17 protein-coding genes and 1 tRNA gene are annotated in these 22701 nt (G+C 71.2%); 8 read left to right on the top strand and 10 right to left on the bottom strand.

The window, feature by feature from the left end; all coding sequences use genetic code 11:
• The first annotated feature begins 180 nt into the window (after nucleotides 1–180).
• The 5 genes from NFX31_RS05915 (at nucleotide 181) to NFX31_RS05895 (ending at nucleotide 4975) form a co-directional block, all read left to right on the top strand.
• The gene (locus NFX31_RS05915) at nucleotides 181–873 is read left to right on the top strand and encodes a phosphocholine cytidylyltransferase family protein (protein WP_045249181.1); all 693 of its coding nucleotides are present in this window, start codon (nucleotides 181–183) and stop codon (nucleotides 871–873) included.
• A 93-nt stretch (nucleotides 874–966) separates the two neighbouring features.
• Complete coding sequence (locus tag NFX31_RS05910; RefSeq protein ID WP_045249180.1) at nucleotides 967–1962, top strand: hypothetical protein; 996 nt, start codon at nucleotides 967–969, stop codon at nucleotides 1960–1962.
• Between the two features lie 101 nt (nucleotides 1963–2063).
• Nucleotides 2064–2369: a hypothetical protein gene (locus NFX31_RS05905; RefSeq protein ID WP_045249179.1), complete on the top strand. Its 306-nt coding sequence runs from the start codon at nucleotides 2064–2066 to the stop codon at nucleotides 2367–2369.
• 58 nt (nucleotides 2370–2427) lie between these two features.
• Entirely contained in the window at nucleotides 2428–3807 is a 1380-nt protein-coding gene (locus NFX31_RS05900; RefSeq protein ID WP_045249178.1) for a sugar porter family MFS transporter, read from the top strand.
• A 130-nt stretch (nucleotides 3808–3937) separates the two neighbouring features.
• Nucleotides 3938–4975, top strand: coding sequence for a glycosyltransferase family 2 protein (locus tag NFX31_RS05895; protein WP_045249187.1), 1038 nt, complete (start codon nucleotides 3938–3940; stop codon nucleotides 4973–4975).
• Between the two features lie 35 nt (nucleotides 4976–5010).
• Here NFX31_RS05895 and NFX31_RS05890 read toward each other — a convergent pair whose 3' ends face one another.
• From NFX31_RS05890 to NFX31_RS05880, 3 genes are read right to left on the bottom strand one after another with little or no spacing between them, the layout of a single operon-like run.
• Nucleotides 5011–6468 carry a CDP-glycerol glycerophosphotransferase family protein gene (locus NFX31_RS05890; protein WP_091480547.1) on the bottom strand — a complete coding sequence of 486 codons (1458 nt, stop codon included), beginning with the start codon at nucleotides 6466–6468 and terminating at the stop codon, nucleotides 5011–5013.
• Entirely contained in the window at nucleotides 6465–7748 is a 1284-nt protein-coding gene (locus NFX31_RS05885) for a CDP-glycerol glycerophosphotransferase family protein (RefSeq protein ID WP_262956983.1), read from the bottom strand. Before NFX31_RS05885 ends, NFX31_RS05890 begins: the two co-directional genes overlap by 4 nt.
• Nucleotides 7749–7804: 56 nt before the next feature.
• Nucleotides 7805–9250 carry a S1C family serine protease gene (locus tag NFX31_RS05880; RefSeq protein WP_262956982.1) on the bottom strand — a complete coding sequence of 482 codons (1446 nt, stop codon included), beginning with the start codon at nucleotides 9248–9250 and terminating at the stop codon, nucleotides 7805–7807.
• Nucleotides 9251–9348: 98 nt separating this feature from the next.
• Here NFX31_RS05880 and NFX31_RS05875 point away from each other — a divergent pair, with 98 nt between their 5' ends.
• Nucleotides 9349–10554: an aminotransferase class I/II-fold pyridoxal phosphate-dependent enzyme gene (locus NFX31_RS05875; RefSeq protein ID WP_262956981.1), complete on the top strand. Its 1206-nt coding sequence runs from the start codon at nucleotides 9349–9351 to the stop codon at nucleotides 10552–10554.
• A gap of 4 nt (nucleotides 10555–10558) precedes the next feature.
• Here the strand turns inward: NFX31_RS05875 and NFX31_RS05870 are convergent, their stop codons facing one another.
• The gene (locus NFX31_RS05870; protein WP_262956980.1) at nucleotides 10559–11362 is read right to left on the bottom strand and encodes a carbon-nitrogen hydrolase family protein; all 804 of its coding nucleotides are present in this window, start codon (nucleotides 11360–11362) and stop codon (nucleotides 10559–10561) included.
• Nucleotides 11363–11442: 80 nt separating this feature from the next.
• Between NFX31_RS05870 and NFX31_RS05865 the strand changes: the two genes are divergently transcribed.
• Nucleotides 11443–12231, top strand: a complete 789-nt coding sequence (locus tag NFX31_RS05865) for a slipin family protein (protein ID WP_045249185.1) — start codon at nucleotides 11443–11445, stop codon at nucleotides 12229–12231.
• 13 nt (nucleotides 12232–12244) lie between these two features.
• Here the strand turns inward: NFX31_RS05865 and NFX31_RS05860 are convergent, their stop codons facing one another.
• The 4 genes from NFX31_RS05860 to NFX31_RS05845 form a co-directional block, all read right to left on the bottom strand.
• Complete coding sequence (locus tag NFX31_RS05860; protein ID WP_045249173.1) at nucleotides 12245–13324, bottom strand: alkene reductase; 1080 nt, start codon at nucleotides 13322–13324, stop codon at nucleotides 12245–12247.
• Nucleotides 13325–13474: 150 nt separating this feature from the next.
• Nucleotides 13475–13548: transfer RNA gene (locus tag NFX31_RS05855), tRNA-Met, on the bottom strand.
• Between the two features lie 48 nt (nucleotides 13549–13596).
• On the bottom strand, nucleotides 13597–16503 hold the full coding sequence (locus NFX31_RS05850) for a UPF0182 family membrane protein (protein ID WP_258955451.1): 2907 nt from the start codon (nucleotides 16501–16503) through the stop codon (nucleotides 13597–13599).
• Nucleotides 16504–16591: 88 nt separating this feature from the next.
• Nucleotides 16592–17692, bottom strand: coding sequence for a YlbL family protein (locus tag NFX31_RS05845; RefSeq protein WP_045249172.1), 1101 nt, complete (start codon nucleotides 17690–17692; stop codon nucleotides 16592–16594).
• Nucleotides 17693–17821: 129 nt separating this feature from the next.
• On the opposite strand from NFX31_RS05845, the gene NFX31_RS05840 reads away from it, so the two are divergent.
• Entirely contained in the window at nucleotides 17822–19225 is a 1404-nt protein-coding gene (locus tag NFX31_RS05840; RefSeq protein WP_091480559.1) for a zinc-dependent metalloprotease, read from the top strand.
• Nucleotides 19226–19974: 749 nt separating this feature from the next.
• On the opposite strand, the gene NFX31_RS05835 is transcribed toward NFX31_RS05840, so the two are convergent.
• Both NFX31_RS05835 and nudC read right to left on the bottom strand, forming a co-directional pair.
• Nucleotides 19975–21705 (bottom strand): ATP-dependent helicase, encoded by a 1731-nt coding sequence (locus NFX31_RS05835; RefSeq protein ID WP_091480563.1) that lies wholly within the window; start codon nucleotides 21703–21705, stop codon nucleotides 19975–19977.
• The gene (gene nudC / locus NFX31_RS05830; protein ID WP_338101497.1) at nucleotides 21702–22658 is read right to left on the bottom strand and encodes an NAD(+) diphosphatase; all 957 of its coding nucleotides are present in this window, start codon (nucleotides 22656–22658) and stop codon (nucleotides 21702–21704) included. Before nudC ends, NFX31_RS05835 begins: the two co-directional genes overlap by 4 nt.
• Nucleotides 22659–22701: the final 43 nt, after the last annotated feature.

The raw sequence follows: 22701 nt of genomic DNA, 5'->3' as shown, positions 1-22701 counted from the left end.
TGCGACGCAGAGGATGTCGCCCATGACGAACCTGGGAATGCACCGAGCACTCGATAACGGAATGGCATCGCGCCTCCCCCGCACATGCTGCGATCAGGGCGGATCGATACCATGGCAGCTGGCACGAGGAAGTGTCCCATCGGTGACATGACCGTGAACACACGTAACAGGAGCTTTTCTGTGACTCTTCAGACCATCATTCTCGCTGCCGGGATGGGCTCGCGCCTCGGGCGCTCCCTCCCGAAGCCGCTGACCGAGCTCAACGACGGACGCTCGATCATGCAGCAGCAGCACGACAACATCCACGCGGCGTTCGGCGACGACGTCCGCATCACGACGATCGTCGGCTACCGCGCCGAGACGATCATCGAGGCGTTCCCCGACGTGAACTACGTGCACAACGAGCGCTACGACCAGACCAACACGTCCAAGAGCCTGCTGCGCGGCCTCGCCGCCACCGGGCGCAGCGGCGTGCTGTGGATGAACGGCGACGTCGTGTTCGACCCGCGCATCCTGGGCCGTGCGATCGCCCTCATCGAGCGCGACCAGTCCTTCGTCACGGTCAACACCGCGAAGGTCAGCGACGAAGAGGTCAAGTACACCGTCGACGCCGAGGGCTACATCAAGGAGCTCTCCAAGACCGTCAAGGGCGGCATCGGCGAGGCCGTCGGCATCAACTACATCTCCTCGCGCGACAAGCAGGCCTTCATGCGCCAGTTGCAGCGCGTCGACGACCAGGACTACTTCGAGCGCGGTCTCGAGCTCGCGATCGTCGAGAACGGGCTGCTGCTCGAGCCGATGGACATCTCGGATCTGTACGCCGTCGAGGTCGACTTCGCCGAGGATCTGGAGCGGGCGAACCTCTTCGTCTGATCCCGTCCCCTTCCCACGAGAGCCCGGGCCCTGTGCACGGGCTCTCCGCGTCTTCGGGCGTCCTCGCAGCACGATCGACATAGGCTCTGGTCCATGGGGCGAAACGAGCGCAGCACGGGCGACAAGACCGTGCACCGGATCCACTCCCTCCCTGACGATGCACCGTGGGCGGGCGGTCTGCCTCCTGCCGGATCGTCCGAGCATCCGATGCACATCCGTGGCCTCGACCGGGTGCTGGCGGTGCAGCGTCCTCTCGTGCTCGCGCACATCCGCAGCATCCGCCTGCGACACCCCGACGCCACCCCGGCGCAGATCATCACCCTGCTGGAGCGGCGCTACCTCGCCGCGGTGACGACCGGCGGTGCGGCGGTCGGCGCCACGGCCGTGATCCCCGGGATCGGCACCGGGGTCACCCTCGCGCTCTCGGGCGTCGAGACCGCCGGCTTCGTCGAGACGACGGCGCTGTTCGCCCAGTCGATCGCCGAGGTGCACGGAATCACGGTCGAGAACCCCGATCGCGCCCGAGCGCTGGTGATGACCCTCATGCTCGGCAAGGAGGGCGTGGACCTCATCCGCCAGCTGGCCGGCCAGGCGGCCGGCAAGGGGGCGGGCCGACCCGCGTACTGGGGGGAGCTGGTGACGAAGTCCCTCCCCCGGGCCGCCGTGGGACCCCTCGCCGACCGGCTCAAGAACATGCTCATCAAGCAGTTCGCCGGCGTCGGCGGGGCTTCGTTCCTCGGCAAGGCACTGCCGTTCGGCGTCGGCGCCGTGATCGGCGGTGCGGGGAACCACGTGCTCGGCCGTCGGGTCCTGGCCAGTTCGCGTCGTGCGTTCGGGCTTCCGCCGGCTGTGCTTCCCGCCGAGCTCGAACCGCAGGAGGGCGCCCAGCGCATCGAGAGCCGGATCGCCCGGGGCGCGCAGCTCGCGGGCACCGCCGTCGCCGGCGCGGCCGGCTCCGCGGCACGCGGCGTCGGCGTGGTCGGCCGTCGAGCCGTCGAGGCCGTTCGTCGCAGGCCGGCGCCGATCTCCGATCCCGAGGCTCCGGGGCCGGGGCTGCATCCCACGCAGCCCGCCGACGAGGAACTCTGACCGGCCTGCACACCCGCGCCGCGAGAGAAGTTCTGCACCGCTGCCGCCGTGACCGCAGCACGCGGCTCGTGACCGTCGGCGCCCGCTCCTAGCGTGGCGGCATGACCCGCTCCCCCGATCCGACGACGGCGAGAACGCCCGACGCGTCCTACCCCGTGCCGTGGCGCATCGACCGCCGTGATCGCGCGCACCCCGTGGTCACGAACGCCGCCGACGGCGTGGACTTCGTGCGGGCGTTCGCCCGCACCTCGACGGATCCCGGACGCACGATGCTCTGGGGCCGCGTGCGGCCAGGGGAGCAGTTGGAGATCTGCCTGTGCGACACCGACGTGGACGATGTCGTGGTCACGCTGGCCTGGTTCCGCCCGGACGACGGACTGGAATACGTGTGGCGATTCGTCGTCTGAGCCCCGGTGTACTCTCGAATCCGCCCGCTCCCGGGACGCTCTCATCAGAAGGACGCGAATGAGCTCTGCACTGACCGGCAACAGCCGGACGACCCGTCTGGCGCTGCTGGTCGGCATCGCCGCGGCGACCGTGGGCATCATCTACGGATACGACTCGTCCAACATCGGCGGCGCGATGCTGTACCTCGCCGAGGACTTCCATCTCGATGCCGCCGCGCAGTCCTGGGTCACGACCACGGTCGTCGTCGGGGAGATCCTCGGAGCGCTGTTCGGCGGCGCGCTCGCCAACCGCATCGGCCGGAAGCCGACGATGGTCGTCGTCGCCGTGTCGTTCGCGGCGTTCTCGCTGCTGTCCGGCCTCGCGCCGTTCCTCTGGGTGCTGGTGATCGCGCGGTTCCTGCTCGGCCTGACCATCGGCGTCTCGGTCGTGGTCGTGCCCGTCTTCGTCGCCGAGTCCGCACCCGCACGCTCACGCGGCGCCTTCCTCGTGCTCTATCAGGTCGCCACGGTGTCCGGCATCATCCTCGGCTACCTCGTGGCGATGGCGCTCGCCCCCACCGAGAGCTGGCGGTGGATGCTCGGTCTCGCTGCGATCCCGGGCGTGATCATCACTCTCGTGCTGCTCCGCCTCCCCGACACCGCGCGCTGGTACGTGATGAAGGGCCGCACATCCGAAGCCCGGAGCACGCTGGCGCGCATCGAGGGTCCCGAGGTCGACGTCGACGCCGAGATCGAGACGATCACGGCGGGGTTCGCCGCCGGCCACACGGCGTCGTGGCGCGACCTCCTGCGCAAGCCCTTTCTCCGGGCCACGCTGTTCGTGGTCGGGCTCGGCTTCTTCGTGCAGCTGACCGGCATCAACGCGATCGTGTACTACAGCCCACGCATCTTCGAGGCGATGGGCTTCACCGACGACATCGTCAAGCTCGGCCTCTCCGCGCTGGTGCAGGTCGCCGGTCTGGTCGCGGTGTTCGTCGCCCTGCTCGTGATCGACCGGATGGGCCGCCGCCCCGTGCTGCTGATCGGCATCGGGACCATGGTGCTGGCCAACCTGCTGCTGGTGATCGTGTTCGCGATCGGGGGCGGGCACTTCGACGGGGCGCTCACGATCGCCGGGTTCATCGGGCTCGTGCTGTTCACGGCCGGCTTCACCTTCGGCTTCGGCTCGCTGGTGTGGGTCTACGCGGGCGAGGCGATGCCGGCGCACCTGCGCTCGCTCGGCGCGAGCGTGATGCTCACCAGCGACCTGGTCGCGAACGTCATCGTCGGAGCCTTCTTCCTCACGATCCTGAACGCACTCGGCGGCGCAGGGGCGTTCGCCGTCTTCGGGGTCATCGCGATCCTCGCGTTCTTCTTCGTGGTCTGGCTGGCGCCGGAGACCAAGGGGCGCCCGCTGGAGGACATCGGGCGGTACTGGGAGAACGGCGGACGCTGGTAGCCCGACGCGCCCGAGCCGTGCTCCCGCCGGTCTCGCAGGCCGGACGTGCAAGGATCGACGGGTGAGCCGTTCCGACCCGTCCGCCCCCGACCAGGGTGCAGCGCTGTCCGGCGCGGGCGTGTCGTTCGTGATGCCCGTGCTGAACGAACGCGCGTACCTGGAGCATGCGGTCGAGTCGGTGCTCGCGCAGGACGTGGACGGTCCCACGGAGCTCGTCCTGGCTCTGGGCCCCTCCTCGGACGGCACGACCCAGCTCGCCGAGCGCCTCGCAACACGCGAGCCCCGGCTCCGCATCGTGCACAACCCCGCCGCCGACATCCCGGTGGGGCTCAACACGGCGATCCGGGCGAGCAGCCACCCCACGATCATCCGGGTCGACGCGCACTCCGAGCTCTCCCCCGGCTACGCCCGGCGGGCGATCCAGACGCTCGAGCGCACCGGAGCGGCGAACGTCGGCGGCGTCATGCGCGCCGATGGCCGCACCCCGTTCCAGACCGCCGTCGCCCGCGCATACAACTCGCCCGTCGGCCTCGGCGGAGGCAGCTATCACGGGGGCACCCGCGAGGGCACGGCCGAGTCCGCGTACCTCGGCGTCATGCGGCGCACCGTGCTCGACGAGGTGGGGCTGTTCGACGAGTCCATCCGCCGCGGTGAGGACTGGGAGCTCAATCTGCGGATCCGTCAGGCCGGGCACACCGTGTGGTTCGATCCGCAGCTCGCCGTGACCTATTGGCCGCGCGAGAGCTGGATCCGGCTCGCGCGGCAGTTCCGCTCGACCGGCGCATGGCGAGGAGAGCTCGTGCGCCGCTACGGGCGCAGCAACGGCCTGCGCTTCTTCGCGCCGCCCGCACTCCTGGTGATCCTCGCCCTCGCCCTCGTGGTCGCGGTGCTCCAGGTGACCGGGGTGCTGTCCGGCGTGCCGGGACTGCTCGCCTCGATCGTGTATCTGCCGCTCATGGCATACGCCGTGCTGGTGATCGCGATGGCGCTCGCCCCCGGACGCCCGACGGATCCCCCGCGCTCCGCCCGCGAGCGCATCTGGACGCTCGCCGTGCTCCCGACCATGCACCTGTCGTGGGGGCTCGGCTTCCTCATGGGCGTCCTGCGCGGCGCGCACGACACGGTCGACACGTCCCGGCTGGGCACGCGGAACACGCCCCTGCCCTGACCCCGTCCGGGCCCGGGATCGTGCGTGCGGCCGCGTCAGGCCTCCAGCCAGCCGAGATCCAGGATCCGATCGACCACGCGCGCAGACGCGGCCCCGTCGTCCCGGCCGTTGAACTGCGCCTGCCATGCGACGTACTTGGGTGCGTGCTCGGCGAGAGCCGACACATCGGAGAGCGCGGCGACCAGCTCGTCCTGCGTGCGGACGAGGGGGCCCGGAGCGCGCGCGGCGAGATCGAAGTAGAAGCCGCGCAGCTTCCCCCGGTAGTGCTCCAGATCGGGCACCAGGAAGTACATCGGCTTGCCGGTGGCGCTGAAGTCGAACATCACCGAGGAGTAGTCCGTGACGAGCGCGTCGGCGACCAGCAGCAGCTCCGCTGTGTCGGGGTAGCCGGTCACGTCGATGACGCGGGAACCCGCCTGATCGCGACCCGGACGGATGGTGCGGGAGTGCCCGCGCACGAGCACGACGCAGTCGCCGGCCTCGGCGAGCGCGTTCGGGTCCACGAAGTCGACCATCTCGGATCGGTCGTCGCGCCAGGTCGGCGCGTACAGCAGCACCCGGTCCCCCGGATCGATGCCGAGCGCGGCGCGGATGCGCGCGGGATCGCCCGTGGTGAGCACGTCGTTGCGGGGGTACCCGTCGACCCACACCGGCTTGCGGAGGAATGCGTACGCCTTGCGCAGCACCCGCTCGGCATACGGGTTCTGCGCAAGCAGCACATCCCAGCGACGGGACTCCCGGACCACGGCGAGCCAGCGCCGCGGATGGAGCCCTGGACGATGCAGCGCGAGGCGCTTGAGCGGAGTGCCGTGCCAGGTCTGCAGCACCCGCTGCCCCGGCTTGCGATCGAAGCGGCGGCGCAGCCAGTCGTTCACGATGAGGAGCCGCGCATCGGCGCGCGCCCGCCACCACTCGGGGGACCCTTCCACGACCGGCACCGCACCGTCCGGCACGGGGACGGAGAGGTCGACGACGCTCCAGTACCGGGTGACGCCGGGAGCGCGTGCGGCGAGCTCCCGGTCGATGGCCCCGGGGTTGCAGCCGCTGGACTGTCCGTAGAAGGCTTCGAAGAAGACCGCGTTCTCGCCGGCACCGGGCAGCGCCGCGTAGCGCCCCTCGAGCGCGAGGCGTCCCTCCGCGGTCTCGTACGCCGGATCGACAGGTGCGGCGACCTGCACGTCGCCGCCGGCAGATCCGACGCGGAGGCCCGGAAGGACCACGGTCTCGACAGCGGGGAGGGCCGTCGTGCGACCGTCGACGACCAGTGCATAGTCGCCCGTCGGCAGTGGCAGCTCCGGGCCGCCCCACCGCGAGGCGCGCAACGGCAGCACGGCGCTCCAGGCCGCGCCGTCGTTCGCCGTCACGATGTCGGAGGCGGCGGCGACCGCGCGGCGGCCGACGAGCTCGATCCCGTCCGGCGCGGATCCGTCCCCGCCGATCAGCAGCTCCTGCTGCTCCTCGTCGATTCGGGCGGTCGTGACGCGGCTGGTCATGGGGTTCCCTTCGAAGCGGGGGTCGGCGACGCGGAGCCCGCGCGGGAGAGGATCGCCGCCAGCACCCGGTCGGTGTTGCGTCCGTCCCGGTGCGCGTGCATTCGGGCGCTGAGTTCAGAGGACAGCGCCGCGCGGCGGGCGCGTTCCGCGTCGTCGGTGAGCACGCCTTCGAGCTGCGCGGCGGCCGTCGCCCAGTCGGGTGCCGGGTCGGCCCCGGCCACCTCGGCGTAGGTCCCGTAGAAGCCGCGCGACGCCGCGTACTCGACGGGATCGGGCGCGAGGTAGACGACGGGCATGGCGAGGAGTCCCACATCGTACGCGAGCGATGAGTAGTCGGTCACGAGGACGTCGATCGCGGGCAGCACCGGCGTGATGTCGGCGAGCACGGCGGAGCCGATCGCGCGCACCCGATCGGTGGCCTCGGGAGGACGGTACTCGCCCTCGCCCAGCGGGTGGGAGCGCACGAGCAGCACGCTGTCGGTGCGCTCGAGGACATCGACGAGGCGCGCCCACTCCGTGGCGGTGGGGACGGCAGGATCCGGCGCGCCGTCGCGCCAGGTGGGCGCGTAGAGCACGACGCGCGAGCCCTCGGGGATCGGCCCGACCGCGGCATCGCGACGCGCCGCGGCATCGGCGCGTCGCGCGGACGGCTCCCCGGCGGAGAGCACGTCGACACGCGGCTCCCCCGTCACCAGCACCTGCTGCACGCCGAGGCCGAAGGCCGACTCCAGCCGGGCGCGCGCCCGGTCCGACGCGGCCGGCAGCACCCGGATCCGTCTCGTCTGCCCGCGGTAGAGCAGGCCGAGGAGGCGCTGCAGCGGCACGAAGCGCGGCAGGAACGCGCTCTGCACGGTGGCCGGAGAGTCCAGCCCGATGCGCTTGAGCGGGATGCCGTGCCACAGCTGCACGACGACGGCGGGGCGCGCGAGGCCTCCGGAGACCGCATAGCGGTTGACGTCGCCGAAGCCGTGCGTGACCACGACCACGCCCGCCCGGGCGGTCGCCCACCAGCCGCGCACGCCGCTCTTCGGGATCGCGGGGATGCCGAGCCCGGCGGCCTCACGCAGCTCACGGTCCGAGCCGGTCAGCCAGAGGGGCTGCAGCCCGGCCTCGGTCGCCGCCCGCCAGAGGGCGAGCGCACCGTCGCCGATCCCGGCCCCGCAGCCGATCACCCAGCCGCGCCCGCGCGGGACGACGGCGGTGCCCAGGCGGCCGAGCAGGTAGAGCGGGATCCTCAGCAGCTTGCCGGCGTTACCCGCACGGAAGGAGAAGGACGCCACCCCGCGAGCCTATCGCGGGGTGGCGTCCTTCTTCTGAGGCAAGGTTCAGGCGCGGATCACGGGGTGAGCGTGCCCAGGGTCACCGTGATGTCCTGGCTCTTGCCGTCGCGGACGATCGTCAGCGTGGCAGAGCTGCCGCCCGCGACCGAGCGCACCTGCGCCGTGAGGTCGCTCGCGTCGCTGATCGGGTTGCCGTTGAAGCCGGTGACCACGTCGCCGGCCTGGATGCCGGCGTTCGCCGCGGCGCCGACGCTCGTGACCGAGGCGATCGCGGCGCCGACGACGGTCGCGCCCTTCTGCCCGCTCGCGTCCTGCACGGTCGCGCCGAGCAGGCCGTGCGTCGCCTTGCCGTCGGAGATGATGTCGTTCGCGATGCGCTTGGCGATGCTCGACGGGATCGCGAAGCCGACGCCGATGTTCCCCGACTGGCCGGAGGAGGACGACGAGGATCCGGCGCTGGCGATGGCCACGTTCACGCCGATGAGCTTTCCGTCGCTGTCGACCAGCGCCCCGCCGGAGTTGCCGGGGTTGATCGCCGCATCGGTCTGGATCACCGAGATCGAGATGGTCGAGGCGGAGCTCTGCGACCCGGAGCCGCGGCCCGGGATGTCGAACTGGAACGGCTGCTGGGAGCCGTCCTGGTTCGGGCTCTTCTGCTGGTCCCCGCCGCTCTGGGAGGGCGCTGCGGACGACTGGATCTGGATGCTGCGGTTGAGCGCGCTGACGATGCCCGTCGTCACCGAGTTCGCCAGCCCCAGCGGAGCGCCGACGGCGACCGTCATCGATCCGACGTTGAGCTTGGACGAGTCGGCGAACTCCATCGGGGTGAGGCCCGAGCCGTCCTTCACCTTGATGACGGCCATGTCGTAGGTCGCATCGATGCCGACGACGGTGGCGTCGAGGATGCGGCCGTCCGAGGTGGTCACGCGGATGGCGGGATCGGACACCTCGCCGTCCAGCGTCACCACGTGCGCGTTGGTGAGGATGTGCCCTTCCTTGTCGAGCACGATGCCGGAGCCGGATCCCGCGGCGCTGGATCCGGACACCTCGATCGTGACGACCGAGGGCACGGCCTTGGCGGCGATCGCGGTGGCCTCCGAGACGGACTCGGGGTTGTTCACCGTGACGGTGCTGGGCCCGGACGCCGACTTCGACGACGAGGAGCTCGAGGCGGTCAGCGAGCCGTAGCCGACTGCTCCGCCGACGCCGGCGATGCCTCCGACGAGGGCCGCGGCGATGATGATGGCCGCGATCTTGCCGCCGCCGACGCCGCTCTTCGCCTTGGGCTCGGCGGGGGTGGCGGCCGCGCCGAAGGCGGCGCCGGTGTGCACGCCGGGGGTTCCGGCCGGCGCAGGCTGTGCCTGCGCGTAGGCGCCGGTCGGCGGGAGGGGGGTCGTGGGGGCCGTCGCACCGGCCGGGACGCTGGTGTCGGCGACGGGGGTGGACGAGAACGACGGGGGCACGGAGTGTCCGGCGTCGGGGTGAGGCGTCTGCTCGTTCATGTCTGCTCCTTCGAACCTTGCCCTTACAGACTGACGGCCATTTCTGTGTTTTTCTTATGCTCGCTGGGAGATTCCGCTATGGCGTTACCCTGGGCGCCATGGGAATCCTTCCTGGCGCCTGGCGCCGCACCGCGGCCGGCGCCGGCCTGCTCTCCCCGTCGGGAGAGGTCGCCCCCACCATCTTCGCCGAGATCTCGGCACTCGCGGCCCGCACCGGGGCGATCAACCTCGGTCAGGGGTTCCCGGACGAGGACGGGCCCGCGGAGGTGCTCGAGGCGGCCCGGGCGGCGATCCTCGGCGGCGCCAACCAGTACCCGCCGGGCCGTGGAGTGCCCGACCTGCTCCAGGCGATCGCCGAGCACCAGCGCCGGTTCTACGGCCTCGAGCTCGATCCGGAGCGCGAGATCGTGGTGACGGCCGGCGCGACCGAGGCGATCGCGGCCGCCCTCCTGGCGCTCGTGGACGGCCCGGAGGACGAGATCGTGGTCTTCGAGCCGTTCTACGACTCCTACGCCGCCATCGCCGCCCTCAGCGGCGCGAGGCTGCGGACGGTCCCGCTGCGCCTGCCCGGCTTCCAGCCCGATCCCGACGAGCTCGCGAGCGCGGTGACCGATCGCTGCCGGGTGATCCTCGTCAACGACCCGCACAATCCGACCGGTGCGGTGCTGAGCGACGAGATCCGCGCCCAGATCGTGCGCCTCGCCCACGAGCACGACGCGATCATCGTCACGGACGAGGTGTACGAGCACCTCGCCTTCACCGCCCCGCATGTGCCGATCGCGACCCTGCCCGACGCCGGGGAGCGCACGCTGACGATCTCGTCCGCCGGCAAGACGTTCTCCGTGACCGGGTGGAAGATCGGGTGGATCCACGGCCCGGCCGAGCTGATCACCGCCGTGCTCAGCGTCAAGCAGTTCCTCACCTACGTCAACGGCGGCCCCTTCCAGCCCGCGGTCGCCGCGGGGCTGCGGCTGCCCGACGCGTTCTTCCTCGACGCCGCCGAGCGGTTGCACGCGAAGCACGATCTGCTCGCCCGCGGTCTCACGGCCGCGGGGTTCGAGGTGCACGCTCCCGCCGGCGGCTACTTCACCGTCGCGGACGCGTGCGCGATCGGCGGCGCCGACGCGGCTGCGTTCTGCCGCGAGCTGCCCGTCCGGGCGGGCGTCGCGGCGATCCCGCTCACGGCGTTCGTCCTGCCGGAGCACCGGGACGCGTACCGCGGCCTGGTGCGCTTCGCCGCGTGCAAGCGGCCCGAGGTGATCGCCGAGGCGTCGGAGCGCCTGGCGGGCTTCCGCAGGGACTGACCGCTCAGCGCGGCACGACGCGATAGCGACGCAGCCGGAGCGCCGGGTTGACCTCGCGCACGCGCGCGACGGTGTCGGCGTCGAGCTCCGCGACCGCGATCCCCTCCCCCGTGCCGACGCCTGCGACGACCACCCCCTGCGGGTCGACGACCGCGGAGTGGCCCACGCCGACCGGCCCGGGGTGGTCAGCCGCGACGACGTAGCTCGTGCTCTCGATCGCACGCGCCGCGAGCAGGGTCGTCCAGTGATGCTCCTTGAGCGGGCCGCGCACCCATTCCGCGGGGACCACGAGCGCATCGGCTCCGGCGTCGACCAGGGTGCGCGCCACCTCGGGGAAGCGCAGGTCGTAGCAGGTCATCAGTCCGAACGTCAGCCCGTCGACGGCGAACGTCGCCGCTCCCCCGATCTCGCCGGGCTCGATCCAGCGGGACTCCGTCTGACCGAACGCGTCGTACAGGTGCTGCTTGCGATAGACGGCCAGGACGCCCGTGGCATCCACGGCGACGACGGCATTGCGGACGCGTCCGGCGTCGGCGCGCTCCACCAGCCCTGCCACGATCACGGCGCCGTGCTCCGCGGCCAGGCGCGTCAGCTCCTGCGTGAACGCCCCGTCGAGGTCCTCCGCCTGCGCCGCCAGGGTCTCGTCCATCGGGTCGACGAAGTAGCTCGAGTACTCGGGCAGCACGACCAGCCCGGCCCCGCGCGCCGCGGCCCCCGCGACGAGCTCGCCGATGCGTTCGCGGTTGACGGCCCGGTCTGCGACGGGCGCGAACTGGCAGACGGCGACGGTCACGGATCCGGTGGACATGGATCCATCATCCCGCGCGCGGGAGGACAATGGAGGCACTGGCCCGCGGCACGTCACCGGAGCCGGAGGAGGCGGTCCCCATGACCCCGCTCATCATCGTCAGCGTCGTGGTGATCCTCGCGATCATCGTGTTCTTCCTCTCCGCGCGCATCGTGCGGCAGTACGAGCGCGGCGTGGTGCTGCGCTTCGGCCGCCTGCACAACGTGCGCGAGCCGGGGATCCGGTTCATCTTCCCGATCGTCGACGTGCTCATCCCAGTGTCGCTGCGGATCGTGACGATGCCGATCCAGTCGCAGGGCATCATCACGAAGGACAACGTCACGGTCGGCGTCTCGGCGGTGGCGTACTACCGGGTGCAGGATCCGGTGAAGTCGGTCATCGCCATCGAGAACGTGCGGGCCGCGATCGATCAGATCGCGCAGACCACGCTGCGCCGGGTCGTCGGGCAGCACCACCTCGACGACATCCTCTCCGACACGGCCGCGCTGAACGCGAACATCCGGGAGATCCTCGACGTCATCACGGTGGACTGGGGCGTCGAGGTGACCCTGGTCGAACTCAAGGACATCCTGCTCCCGGACACGATGAAGCGCGCCATGGCCAAGCAGGCCGAGGCGGAGCGCGAGAAGAGGGCGAAGATCATCGCGGCCGAGGGCGAGGCGCTCGCCGCCGCCCAGCTGGGGTCGGCATCCGACACGATGATGTCGCACCCGCTCGCGCTGCAGCTGCGCACCCTGCAGACTCTCGTGGAGATCGGCGTCGACAAGAACACGCTGGTGATCGCACCCGCACCGCTCGTGAGCTCGATCGGTGACGTGATGAATCTCATCGACCGGGAGGCCGCCGTCGCCCAGATGCGCGCGCACTGAGCGACGGCGGTCGTCAGATCGCGGCTTCGAGCGACGGGTAGTCGATGTACCCCTCGGCGGTGGCGCCGTAGAACAGTTCGGGGCGCGGCTGGTTGAGGGCGGCGTCCTGCGCCCAGCGCACCGCCAGATCCGGGTTGGCGATGACGGGTCGGCCCACGGCGACCGCGTCGGCCCAGCCCTCGGCGACGAGTGTCTCCGCGTCGGCCTTGGCGGTGACCTCGGCGAAGCCAGAGTTGACGATCAGCGGGGCGCCGGCCGCGCGGCGGATCTGCTGCACGATCTCCGCCGTCGGCGCCGCGAAGAGCACATCCACGAAGGCGAGGCCCAGCGGCGCGACACCGCGCGCCACAGCCGCGTACACGGCTCGAGCGTCGGTCTCGTCCTCCTCCAGGACACCCTGGATGTTGTGCTGCGGCGAGAGGCGGATCCCGGTGCGGTCGGCGCCGACGGCCTCGGCGACGGCGTGAACGACCTCGAGGGCGAAGCGTGCACGGTTCTCCGGTGCGCCGCCGTACCGGTCCTCTCGGATGTTGGAGACCGGCGAAAGGAACTGGTGCACGAGATAGCCGTTCGCCCCGTGCACCTCGACGCCGTCCATGCCTGCGGCGATCGCGTTGCGCGCCGCCTGGGCGAACTGCGCGACGACCGAGGCGACCTCCTCCTCGGAGAGGGCGTGCGCGACCGGCAGCTCCGCCTTGCCGTCCGGGGTGTGCGTGTCGCCGGGCGCGGCGAGAGCGCTGGGGGCCACCACGCGCGGCTCCCCCGAGATCGCCGGGTGCGATACGCGCCCTCCGTGCATCAGCTGCATGACGATGGTTCCGCCGGCCTCATGCACGGCGTCGGCGATCCGCCGCCACGCCTCGATCTGCTCCGGGGTGACGATCCCCGGCTGGCCGGGGTACGACTTGCCCTCGGGAGCCGGCCACGTGCCCTCCGTGATGATGAGGCCCTGTCCGGCCCGCTGCCGGTAGTACTGCTCCATGGTCGCCGTCGGCACGCCGTCCGCGTCTGCGCGAGTGCGGGTGAGCGGCGCCATGACGACGCGGTTGGACAGGTTCAGGGCGCCGAAGACGGCCGGTTCGTAAAGATTCACAGAGAGCGATAAGACCCGCTCCGGGCACGGTATTCCCGACGCCTCCGCGAGCGGCCCGGATCAGGATTCCGCACCCGATCCCCGCACCGGATCCGTGCATGACGAAGGCCCCCTGATCGGGATTTCTCCTGATCAGGGGGCCTTCTCTTGTTGCGGGGACAGGATTTGAACCTGCGACCTCCGGGTTATGAGCCCGGCGAGCTACCGAACTGCTCCACCCCGCGGCACAAGAAATGAGCCTAGCACGGGATTCGGCGGAGCGCCAATCGGGGCTACTTCGTGGTGCTGCTCCCGCTCTGCTGAAGCTGCAGAAGCCGGTTCACGGCGTCCGTGAGCTTCTGGTCCTGCACCGCGAACTCCGACAGGTCGCCGGCCTTCAGGGCCGCGTCGCGGGCGAGCATCGCCGCCTTCGCGTCGGCCAGGGCGGCCTGGAACGCAGCGTCACCGGTCGGCGGCGTCGTGCCCGTCCCGGATCCGGGCGTGGGCGTCGGTGTCGGGGTGACGTTGTTGTCGCCGCCCGTCGCGCCGGAGTTGCCGCCGAAGAGCTGGTCCAGCGCCTCGGTGAGCGTGTCCGCGAAGGCGATCTTGTCACCGAACGCGACGAGGATCTTCTGCAGGCGCGGCACCTGCGTGCCGCCCGAGGACTGTACGAACACAGGCTGCACGTACAGGAAGCCGCCACCGACGGGCAGCGTCAGCAGGTTGCCGTGCGTGACCTTCGACTGGCCCTGCTTGAGCAGGTTGAGCTGCTGGCCCACCGTCGGATCCGAATCGAACGAGTTCTGCACCTGACCGGGGCCCGGCACGGTCGTGTCCGCATCGATCTCGAGCATGCGCAGCTTGCCGTAGGACGACGATTTCTTGCCCGCGGTCGATCCCGCGTCCGCATCGACCGCCAGGTAGCCGAACAGCACGTTGCGGCTGTTGGAGCCCTGCGAGGCGGGGATGAACGTCGTGTACATCGAGAACTGCGACTGGTCCTGCCCCGGCATCTTCATGCTCAGGTAGTAAGGCGGCTGCAGCTCGGGGTTGGCGGAGTCGCTCTGCGGGTCGTTCGGAGTCTCCCAGAGATTGTCCTGCCGGGCGAACGAGGCGGCGTCGGACACGTGGTACGTGCCGAGCATCGCGCGCTGCACCTTGAACAGGTCGGTCGGGTAGCGCACGTGGCTCATCAGCTGCGCCGACATGTCGCTGATCGGCTTGAGCGTGGACGGATAGATCTTCTGCCAGGTCTTCAGGACCGGATCCGCCGGATCCCAGGCGTAGAGCGTGACCTTGCCGTCGTAGGCGTCGACGGTCGCCTTGACCGAGTTGCGGATGTAGTTGATGTCGTCGGTGACGAACCCGGGCTGGGTGTTCACCGAGTCGCTGATCGCCTTGGGCAGGTTCACGGTCGTCGAGTACGGGTAGCTCGAGCTCGTGGTGTAGCCGTCGACGATCCACACGATCCGCCCGTCCACGATGCTCGGGTACGGATCGCTGTCGAGCGTGAGGTAGGGCGCGGCCTTCTGCACGCGCGTCGTCGGATCGCGGTCGTACAGGATCTGCGAGTCCTGGTTCACGCTGTCCGAGAAGAGGATCTGCTCGGACTGGAACTTCAGCGCGTACAGCAGCTTCGTGAAGAAGTTGCCGATGCGCGGTCCGCCGTCGCCGGTGAAGGTCGTCTTGGTCTGGTTCTCGCTCGAGTCCTTGCCGCGCGGGTAGTCGATCTCGACCGGCGCGGTGCCCTTGGGGGCGCCGACGATCGAGTAGGCCGGCGAGTTCTCGCCGAAGTACACGCGCGGCTCGAACTTCTGGCTTCCGGTCAGCGCGCCCGAGGTCGGGATGCCCCGCTCCAGGAACACCGGCTCTCCGTCGTCCGTGCGCTGGTTGCCCGCCGCGGCGACGAGACCGTAGCCGTGGGTGTACACGAGGGTGCTGTTGTTCCAGGTCTGGCTGGGGATGCGGCTCGTGTCGATCTCACGGACGGCGACCACCGCGTCCTGGTTCTTTCCGTCGATCTTGTACCGGTCGACGTCGAGCTTCTGCGGGAACTTGTAATAGCTGCGGTACTGCTCGAGCTGCTGGAACGTCGGGCCGATGACGTTCGGATCCATGATCCGGATGGAGGCCGTGGTGTCGGCGTCACTGCGCAGCTGCCCCGGCTCGGCCGACGTCTGCGCCTTGAACGGAGTGGTCTCGACGTCGTCGATGCCGTAGGCGGCCTTGGTCGCCTTCAGGTTGCGCTCGTAGTACTGGGCCTGGAGCTGGTTCTGGTTCGGCTTCACCTGGAAGGTGTTCACCGCCCACGGGTACCCGATGCCGAGCACGAGCGCGGCGACGATCAGCAGCGCGGTCGCCGCGAGCGGGAAGCGCCAGTGGCCGATGACGGCCGTGACGAAGAAGAGCACGGCCACGAGGACCGCGATGATCGCGAGGATCGACAGGCCCGGGATCGTGGCGTTCACCCCGGTGAAGGCCGCACCGGTGATCTTGTCCTCGGTCGCGGTGAGGGTCTTGTAGCGATCGACCCACAGGCTGATGGCCTGGACGAGCAGATACACGCCGGCGATCACGGCCAGCTGCACGCGTGCGGCCTTGGAGATCCGCAGCTCGCCCTGCCCGACGCGCACCGAGCCGTACAGGTACAGCACGAGCGCCGAGACGAGCAGGCTCAGGATCAGCACGGCCGAGACGAAACCGAGCAGCGCCTCGTAGAACGGCAGGTCGAAGAGATAGAACCCGGTGTCGAGGTGGAACTGCGCGTCGGTCTTCCCGGTCGCGGTGCCGTTCGCCCACTGCCAGACGATCTCCCACTGCCCGGCGGCGGCGAAGCCCGCGAACAGCCCGAAGAACACCGGCATCCCCCACATGGCGAGGCGGCGCAGCGGCTCGACCACCTCCTGGTAGCGGTCCAGCTGCGAGCTCAGCCGCACGTACACGGGGCGCAGCCGGTAGGCGAGCTGGATCGAGATGAACATCGGGACGGCCATGCCGAGGAACCCGACCACGAACATCGTGGCCGTGGCGATCCATCGCGTGGTGAGCACCTGCGCGAAGTTCAGCTGGTCGTACCAGAGGAAGTCGGTGTACATCGTCGCGAACACGAAGAACGCGGCGATGAGCACGGCGAGGATCACCACCGTCGCGAGGACGATGCGGCGGGCGGTTCGGGGTGCGGCCGGTGCAGGTGAGGTCACCGTTCCATCCTAGGTCGGCGGATTCCCGGGATCCTGAGCCGCGGCATGCCCGGCTTCGCCCGTCGCGAACGCATCGCGACCGCGGGCGCTACTTCTTCACGTCGGCGGCGGTGCACGTGGGCAGCTTGGCCGTGTCTCCCCCGTCGGCGATGACCTTCAGCGCGTCCAGCGACTCGCGCAGGCTGTCGGTGCGCACCACGGTGAGCCCGGCCGGAACGTGCCCGTAGACCTCGTCGCAGTTGGCCCCCGGCGCGAGGAACCACGTCGCCCCGGCGGAGCGGGCACCGTACAGCTTCTGGCGGATGCCGCCGATCGGGCCGACCGTCCCGTCCGCCGTGATCGTGCCCGTGCCCGCGACCTGCTTGCCGCCGTTGAGGGCGCCCGGGGTCAGCGTGTCGATGATCCCGAGCGCGAACATCATCCCCGCGCTCGGTCCGCCCACGTTGTCGAGCTGCAGCTTCACGTCGATCGGGAAGGTGTACTTCTGCTGCAGCGTCACGCCGAGAAGCCAGCGGCTCGTGCCGTCGGCGGTCTGCCGCCTCGGGGTGACCGAGACGTCCTTGCGCTGCCCGTCGCGTTCGATCGTGAGCGTCACGGGCGCTCCCTGCGCGTCCTGGATCTCCGCGCGCAGGGCGTTCGAATCGGTCGGATTGGTGCCGTTGAGCGCCACGAGCGTGTCGCCCTTCTGCAGGATGCCGTGCGCGGCGCCGTCATCCGTCACCGTGGCGACCTGGATCGCGACCGGCACCGTGTGTCCGAGCTCGCGCAGGGCCGCGGCGGTCGCCTCCTGCTGGGAGTCGACCATCATCAGCTGGTTCGCCTGATCGCGCTGGGTGGACGTGACGCCCTGCGGGAACACGGCGTCGACCGGCACGACGGCCTTCGAGGGGTCGAACCAGGCGAGCACGATCTGCATCCAGGACGGCGGCGTCTCCCTGTTGCCGACGACCTGGACGGTGGTCAGATCCAGCGCGCCCTTGGTCGGGTGCGTCTCGGCCCCGGTCACGGAGATGAGCGGCACGCTCTTGCCCTGGGCGTCCTTGACCTCTCCGAGCGTGTTGAACACGGGTCCCGGCTGCTCGATCACGTACGGCAGCGGCAGGAACGTCAGCACCAGCAGCGCTGCGAGAGAGGCGATGAAGGCGATGAGACCGATCCGGGTACCGCGGCCGGAGCGGGTGCTCGTCATGTGTCTCCCAGGGATGCTCGGTGCTCGTTCGCGAGCGGCGTACAGCGGAGCGGCCGGTTCGGAGCACTCGCACTGGTGGTGCAACTAGCGTAGTCAGCACGGGCTATACACGTGCTGAGAGGGCTCCCGATGGCTGAGAACGACCCGAACTCCGAGGACTTCCTGCAGTTCCTGCGCCGCATGCTCGGCGGATCGGCGGAGGACTTCGATCTGAGCGCGCTGCAGGGCATGGAGGGCCTGAACCTCGATCCCGCGATGATGCAGCAGATGATGCAGCAGATGCAGCACGCGATGAGCGGCGACCCGTGGGAGACGGCGCTGCGACAGGCCCTGCACATCGCGAACCGCGACGGTCTCGGCATCGACTCCGGGGCGCGCTCGTCGATCGCCGACGCCTTCGCCCTCGCGGACCTGTGGGTCGGTGAGGCGACCACGATCTCGGAGCTCGGATCCGCTCCGCGCGCGCTCACGCGCGGCGAATGGGTCGAGCAGACGCTGCCGGTGTGGAAGGAGGTGGCCGCTCCCGTGTCCACGAGCATCGCGGACGCGCTGATGGCCGCGCTCGAGGGCCAGACCCCCGAGGAGATGCGGGGGGCGGTGCAGGGCGCGGGCCGCCTGATGCGCGGCATCGGCAGCTCGGTGTTCGCGATGCAGTTCGGCCAGGTGCTCGGCAACCTGTCGCTCGAGGTGGTCTCCGGCGGCGATGTCGGGATCCCCGTGCTCCCGGCCGGCACGGCCGCCGTGGTCCCGCAGAACCTCGCCGCGTTCGGCGAGGGGCTGGAGATCCCCGAGGACCAGATCGCGCTGTACCTCGCGGCCAGGGAGATCGCCTATGCGCGGCTGTACCGGCACGCGCGCTGGCTGCACCTGCACGTGATGACCCAGATCACCGAGTTCGCGAAAGGCGTGACGGTCGACGTCGACAAGCTCGAGGACGTGGCGGGCCGCCTCGACCCGTCGAACCCCGAGGAGCTGCGCGAGGCGATCGAGGGCGGCGCGCTCCTTCCGGAGCTCTCCGAGGTGCAGCGCGAGGCCCTGGAACGGCTGGAGAACCTCATCGCGACGATCGACGGCTGGGTCGACGTGGTCACCACGCAGGCGACCTCCCGGCTGCCGGACAGCGTGCGGATCGCCGAGGCCGCCCGTCGCCGGCGCGCGGCCGGCGGCCCGGCCGAGGACGCGCTCGGCGCGCTCGTCGGCTTGAAGATCCGCCCCCGGCGGCTGCGCGAGGCCGCCGCGATGTGGCGCGCCGTCACCGACGCGGTCGGCGTCGAGGCGCGCGACGCCCTGTGGGACTACCCCGACCTGATGCCCGACTCCTCCGACATCGACGACCCCGCGGCCCTGGTGGCCCGGCTGCAGGCGCGCGCCCGTGGCGAGGAGCCGGCGCCGGACGAGATGGACGAGGCGCTGGAGCGCCTGCTCCGCGGCGAGGACTTCGGCGAGCCGGGCCCGGACGGATCCGATCCGGACGGACCGCGCTCGGACGGCCCTGAGGCCGGACCCGCGGGATCCGGCGAGAAGCCCGTCTGAGCGAGTTGTCCACCGATTCCGGATCCCGCCGCGACGCCGGCGCGGATCCGGACATGATCGGGGGATGCCGACGATCCGCCTCGATCCCGCCCAACCGGTGCTCTGGCGCGACGCCGACACCGTGCAGATCGGCGCGGAGGCGGCGCTGACCCTGTCCGTCGACGGCGCATGGGTCCCGCGCGTCCTGCATGCGCTGATGCGCGGCATCGACGAGCGGGCCTTCGAGGTGATCGCCCACAGCGCGGGCGCGCCGCTGCCCGAGGCGCGGCGGCTGCGCGCCCGCCTCGCTCCCGTGCTCGTGGGAGAGGCCGCCAGGTACGCGGTGCGGCTGGAGGCCTCAGCCGCGGTCGGCGCGCGCACGGTGCTCCGGCTCGAGGAGGCGCTCGCCGACGCGCGGGTCGACGTGACGGACGCGCCGGAGGCGGCCACCGTGCTCGTGCGACACGGTGCCGTGCCCGCACGCGACGCCGCCGCGCTCCTCGCGGAGGATCGGGCGCACCTGCCCGTCGCCTTCGACGCCGGCGGATCCGTCGTCGGCCCGCTCGTGCTCCCCGGCCGCTCGCCGTGCCTGTCCTGCCGCGACTCGCACGATCGCGAGCGCGATCACGCCTGGGCGGCGCTGCACGTCCAGCTGATGGAGAGGGATCCCGGCCGGGTGCCGCTCGGCGTCGTCGCCGCCGCAGCGGACGCGGTGGCGGATCTGCTCGCTGCGAGGGGTCCCCTCGAGCGGAGCGGTTCCGGCCGCCGGATCAGGATCCGTCGCGACGGGGGGCGATCATCGCAGACGGTGGAATTTCACGCAGACTGCCTCTGCCGATCTCCGCAAGGAAGCGCGACGGGCGTCGTCCTGCCCGGTCCACGTCCCGCGACCAGGTCAGCGTCAGCGCTCGCGCGGCCCGCGTGACGCCCACATAGGCGAGCCGACGCTCCTCGTCGATGGCCTCGAACCCGCTCGCGTACGAGATCGGCAGCAGGCCCTCGGAGCAGCCGACCAGGTAGACCTCGGGCCACTCCAGGCCCTTCGCCGCATGCAGGGTCGAGAGCGTCACCGTGCGCAGCACCGGTTCGTGCTGGTCCTTGGCTCGCGCGAAGAGGTCGTCGGCGAAGTCGCGCATCGTGGTGCCGACCGGGGCGTCCTCCGCGAGACGCAGTACCGCGCGGCGGGCCTCCCACGCATCGCGCAGCGCGCCGCCCGCCTCGGGCGGCTCGTCGCTGTACCCGAGACCGCGCAGCACGTCCCGCACCGCCGCGAGGAAGGAGTGCTGCTGCGGCGCGACCGCAGCCGCGCGCAGGGCCTGCACCGCCTGACGCACCTCCGGCAGATCGAAGAAGCGCTTGCCGCCGAGAACGGTCGCGGCCACGCCGGCCGCGGCGAGCGCCTGCAGCAGCGCCGCGGACTGGGAGTGCGCGCGGTAGAGCACGGCGATCTGCTCGGGCGGCACGCCGGAGGCGATCCGCGCGGCGATCGCCGTCGCGACGCCTCTGGCCTCCGCGGCGTCGTCGTCGAACGCGACCACGACCGCCTTGTCCACGACCTCGCCGGTCGGCTGCTCTCCCCGGCGCGCGGCGGGGACCAGCTCGAGGGCTCCGGGGCGACCCTTCATGAGTGCGTTGGCCACGTCGAGCACGCCGCTCGCGGAGCGGTAGTTGGTCTCGAGCCGCACGACCGTCGCGTCCGCGTGCCGGCGTGCGAAGTCGAGGAGGTAGTTCTGGTCGGCGCCGGCGAACGAGTAGATGGTCTGCGACGCGTCGCCCACGACGCAGAGGTCTCCGCGATCGCCGAGCCACAGTTCCAGCAGGCGATGCTGCAGTGGCGAGACGTCCTGGTACTCGTCGACCGTGAAGTGCCGGTACTGCTCGTGCACGGCCGCGGCGACCCGCGGCTCTGCCTCGAGCATCCCGGCGCAGGCGAGCAGCACGTCCTCGAAGTCGAGCTGATGACGATCGTCCTTGAGCGTCTCGTAGGCGCGGGAGAGCTCGGCGACCTGGCCCGCGTCGAACCGCCCGATCGAACGTCCGCGCGCGGCGGCCTCCTCGATCGACAGCATCGAGACCTTGCGCCATTCGATCGCGGAGGCCAGGTCCCGCAGCGTCGCGGTGTCCGGCCGAAGCCGCAGCATGTCGGCCGCCTGGGCGAGCAGCCGCACCTTGTTGTCGACGATCGCCGGCGCCGGGGAACCGGCCAGCTGCGGCCAGAAGAAGCCGAGCTGGGCGAGCGCCGCGGCGTGGAACGTGCGCGCGGCGACGCCCTGCACGCCGAGCGTCCTCAGCCGGCCCCGGAGCTCTCCCGCGGCCTTCGCCGTGAACGTCACCGCCATCACGCGCCCCGGCGAGTACGCGCCGGTCTCGACGCCGTGCGCGATGCGGTGGGTGATCACGCGTGTCTTGCCGGTCCCCGCGCCGGCCAGCACCGCGACGGGTCCGCGCAGCACGGACGCCGCCTCCCGCTGGCGTTCGTCGAGTCCGTCGAGCGCGCTCACCGCCGATACCAGTCGACGATCAGACGGTGCGCGATCGAGGCGGCGCCCGGAAGGCCCACCGGGCCGGATCCGGCGAGCGCGGATCCGATCTCCGCGCGCGTCAGCCAGCGCACGTCGATGATCTCCTCGCCGTCGCCGTGGGCCGCCTGCTCGTCCACCGCGGTGGCGTGGAAGCCGACCATGAGCGAGCGCGGGAAGGGCCAGGGCTGCGAGGCGAAGTAGCGGAGGTCGCGCACACGCACGCCGGCCTCCTCGAAGAGCTCGCGATGGACGGTCGTCTCCAGCGACTCCCCCGCCTCGACGAACCCGGCGAAGCAGGAGTGGAAGCGTCCCTTCCACTGCGCGTTGGCGCCGAGCAGCAGCCGTTCGCCGTCGGCACTCTGCACGGCGACGATGACGGCGGGATCGGTGCGCGGGAAGTGCTCGCGTCCGCAGGAGACGCAGTGCCGCGACCACCCGTTCTGCCGGAGCTCCGCGGGATGCCCGCACGCGGGGCAGAAGCCCGCGTCGCGCAGCCACCCGGCCAGCGCGATCGCCGCGACGACGAGCTCGCCGTCGGCGGCGTCGACCACCGGAAGCGCCTCGCGCAGATCGCTCCACCGCGGTGCCCAGGATCCGTCGGCGTCGGTGTCGTCCTCGGGGTCCTGCAGCGCGAGCAGCAGCCCCGTGCCGTCCGGACGGCGTCCCAGCAGCGCCCACTCCCTGGTGCGCGCGAGCACGGGATCGCCCGCAGGCACCAGGATGAGACCGTCGTCGCCGAGCGGCACCCGGCGCTCGCGCACGACCAGGACGCCGGTGCGTCCGTCGGCGCGGAGGCGCGGGATCGCATCGGGGTCCTCCCGCCACTCGCCGGCCCGGTCGAGGGACGCGCCCTCCGGCACGACCCCGTCGAGGACGGCGGCATCGAGGGCGGCGGCATCGTCGGCGACGGGTTCGGGGACGGTCTCCGGCACGGTCTCGACTCCCCTTCTCGCAGGCGTGGCGGGCCCTGTGCGG

This window comes from Microbacterium azadirachtae, from assembly GCF_025583665.1.
Classification (GTDB): Bacteria; Actinomycetota; Actinomycetes; order Actinomycetales; family Microbacteriaceae; genus Microbacterium; species Microbacterium azadirachtae.
This window is presented reverse-complemented; position numbering and strand designations above follow the sequence as displayed.

What these genes read in the sequence shown, in the direction of transcription:
- NFX31_RS05910 (WP_045249180.1), top strand. Translation starts at nt 967, where the DNA reads ATGGGGCGAAACGAGCGCAGCACGGGCGACAAGACCGTGCACCGGATC.
- NFX31_RS05905 (WP_045249179.1), top strand. Translation starts at nt 2,064, where the DNA reads ATGACCCGCTCCCCCGATCCGACGACGGCGAGAACGCCCGACGCGTCC.
- NFX31_RS05900 (WP_045249178.1), top strand. Translation starts at nt 2,428, where the DNA reads ATGAGCTCTGCACTGACCGGCAACAGCCGGACGACCCGTCTGGCGCTG.
- NFX31_RS05895 (WP_045249187.1), top strand. Translation starts at nt 3,938, where the DNA reads ATGCCCGTGCTGAACGAACGCGCGTACCTGGAGCATGCGGTCGAGTCG.
- NFX31_RS05890 (WP_091480547.1), bottom strand. Translation starts at nt 6,468, where the DNA reads ATGACCAGCCGCGTCACGACCGCCCGAATCGACGAGGAGCAGCAGGAG.
- NFX31_RS05880 (WP_262956982.1), bottom strand. Translation starts at nt 9,250, where the DNA reads ATGAACGAGCAGACGCCTCACCCCGACGCCGGACACTCCGTGCCCCCG.
- NFX31_RS05875 (WP_262956981.1), top strand. Translation starts at nt 9,349, where the DNA reads ATGGGAATCCTTCCTGGCGCCTGGCGCCGCACCGCGGCCGGCGCCGGC.
- NFX31_RS05870 (WP_262956980.1), bottom strand. Translation starts at nt 11,362, where the DNA reads ATGTCCACCGGATCCGTGACCGTCGCCGTCTGCCAGTTCGCGCCCGTC.
- NFX31_RS05865 (WP_045249185.1), top strand. Translation starts at nt 11,443, where the DNA reads ATGACCCCGCTCATCATCGTCAGCGTCGTGGTGATCCTCGCGATCATC.
- NFX31_RS05845 (WP_045249172.1), bottom strand. Translation starts at nt 17,692, where the DNA reads ATGACGAGCACCCGCTCCGGCCGCGGTACCCGGATCGGTCTCATCGCC.
- NFX31_RS05840 (WP_091480559.1), top strand. Translation starts at nt 17,822, where the DNA reads ATGGCTGAGAACGACCCGAACTCCGAGGACTTCCTGCAGTTCCTGCGC.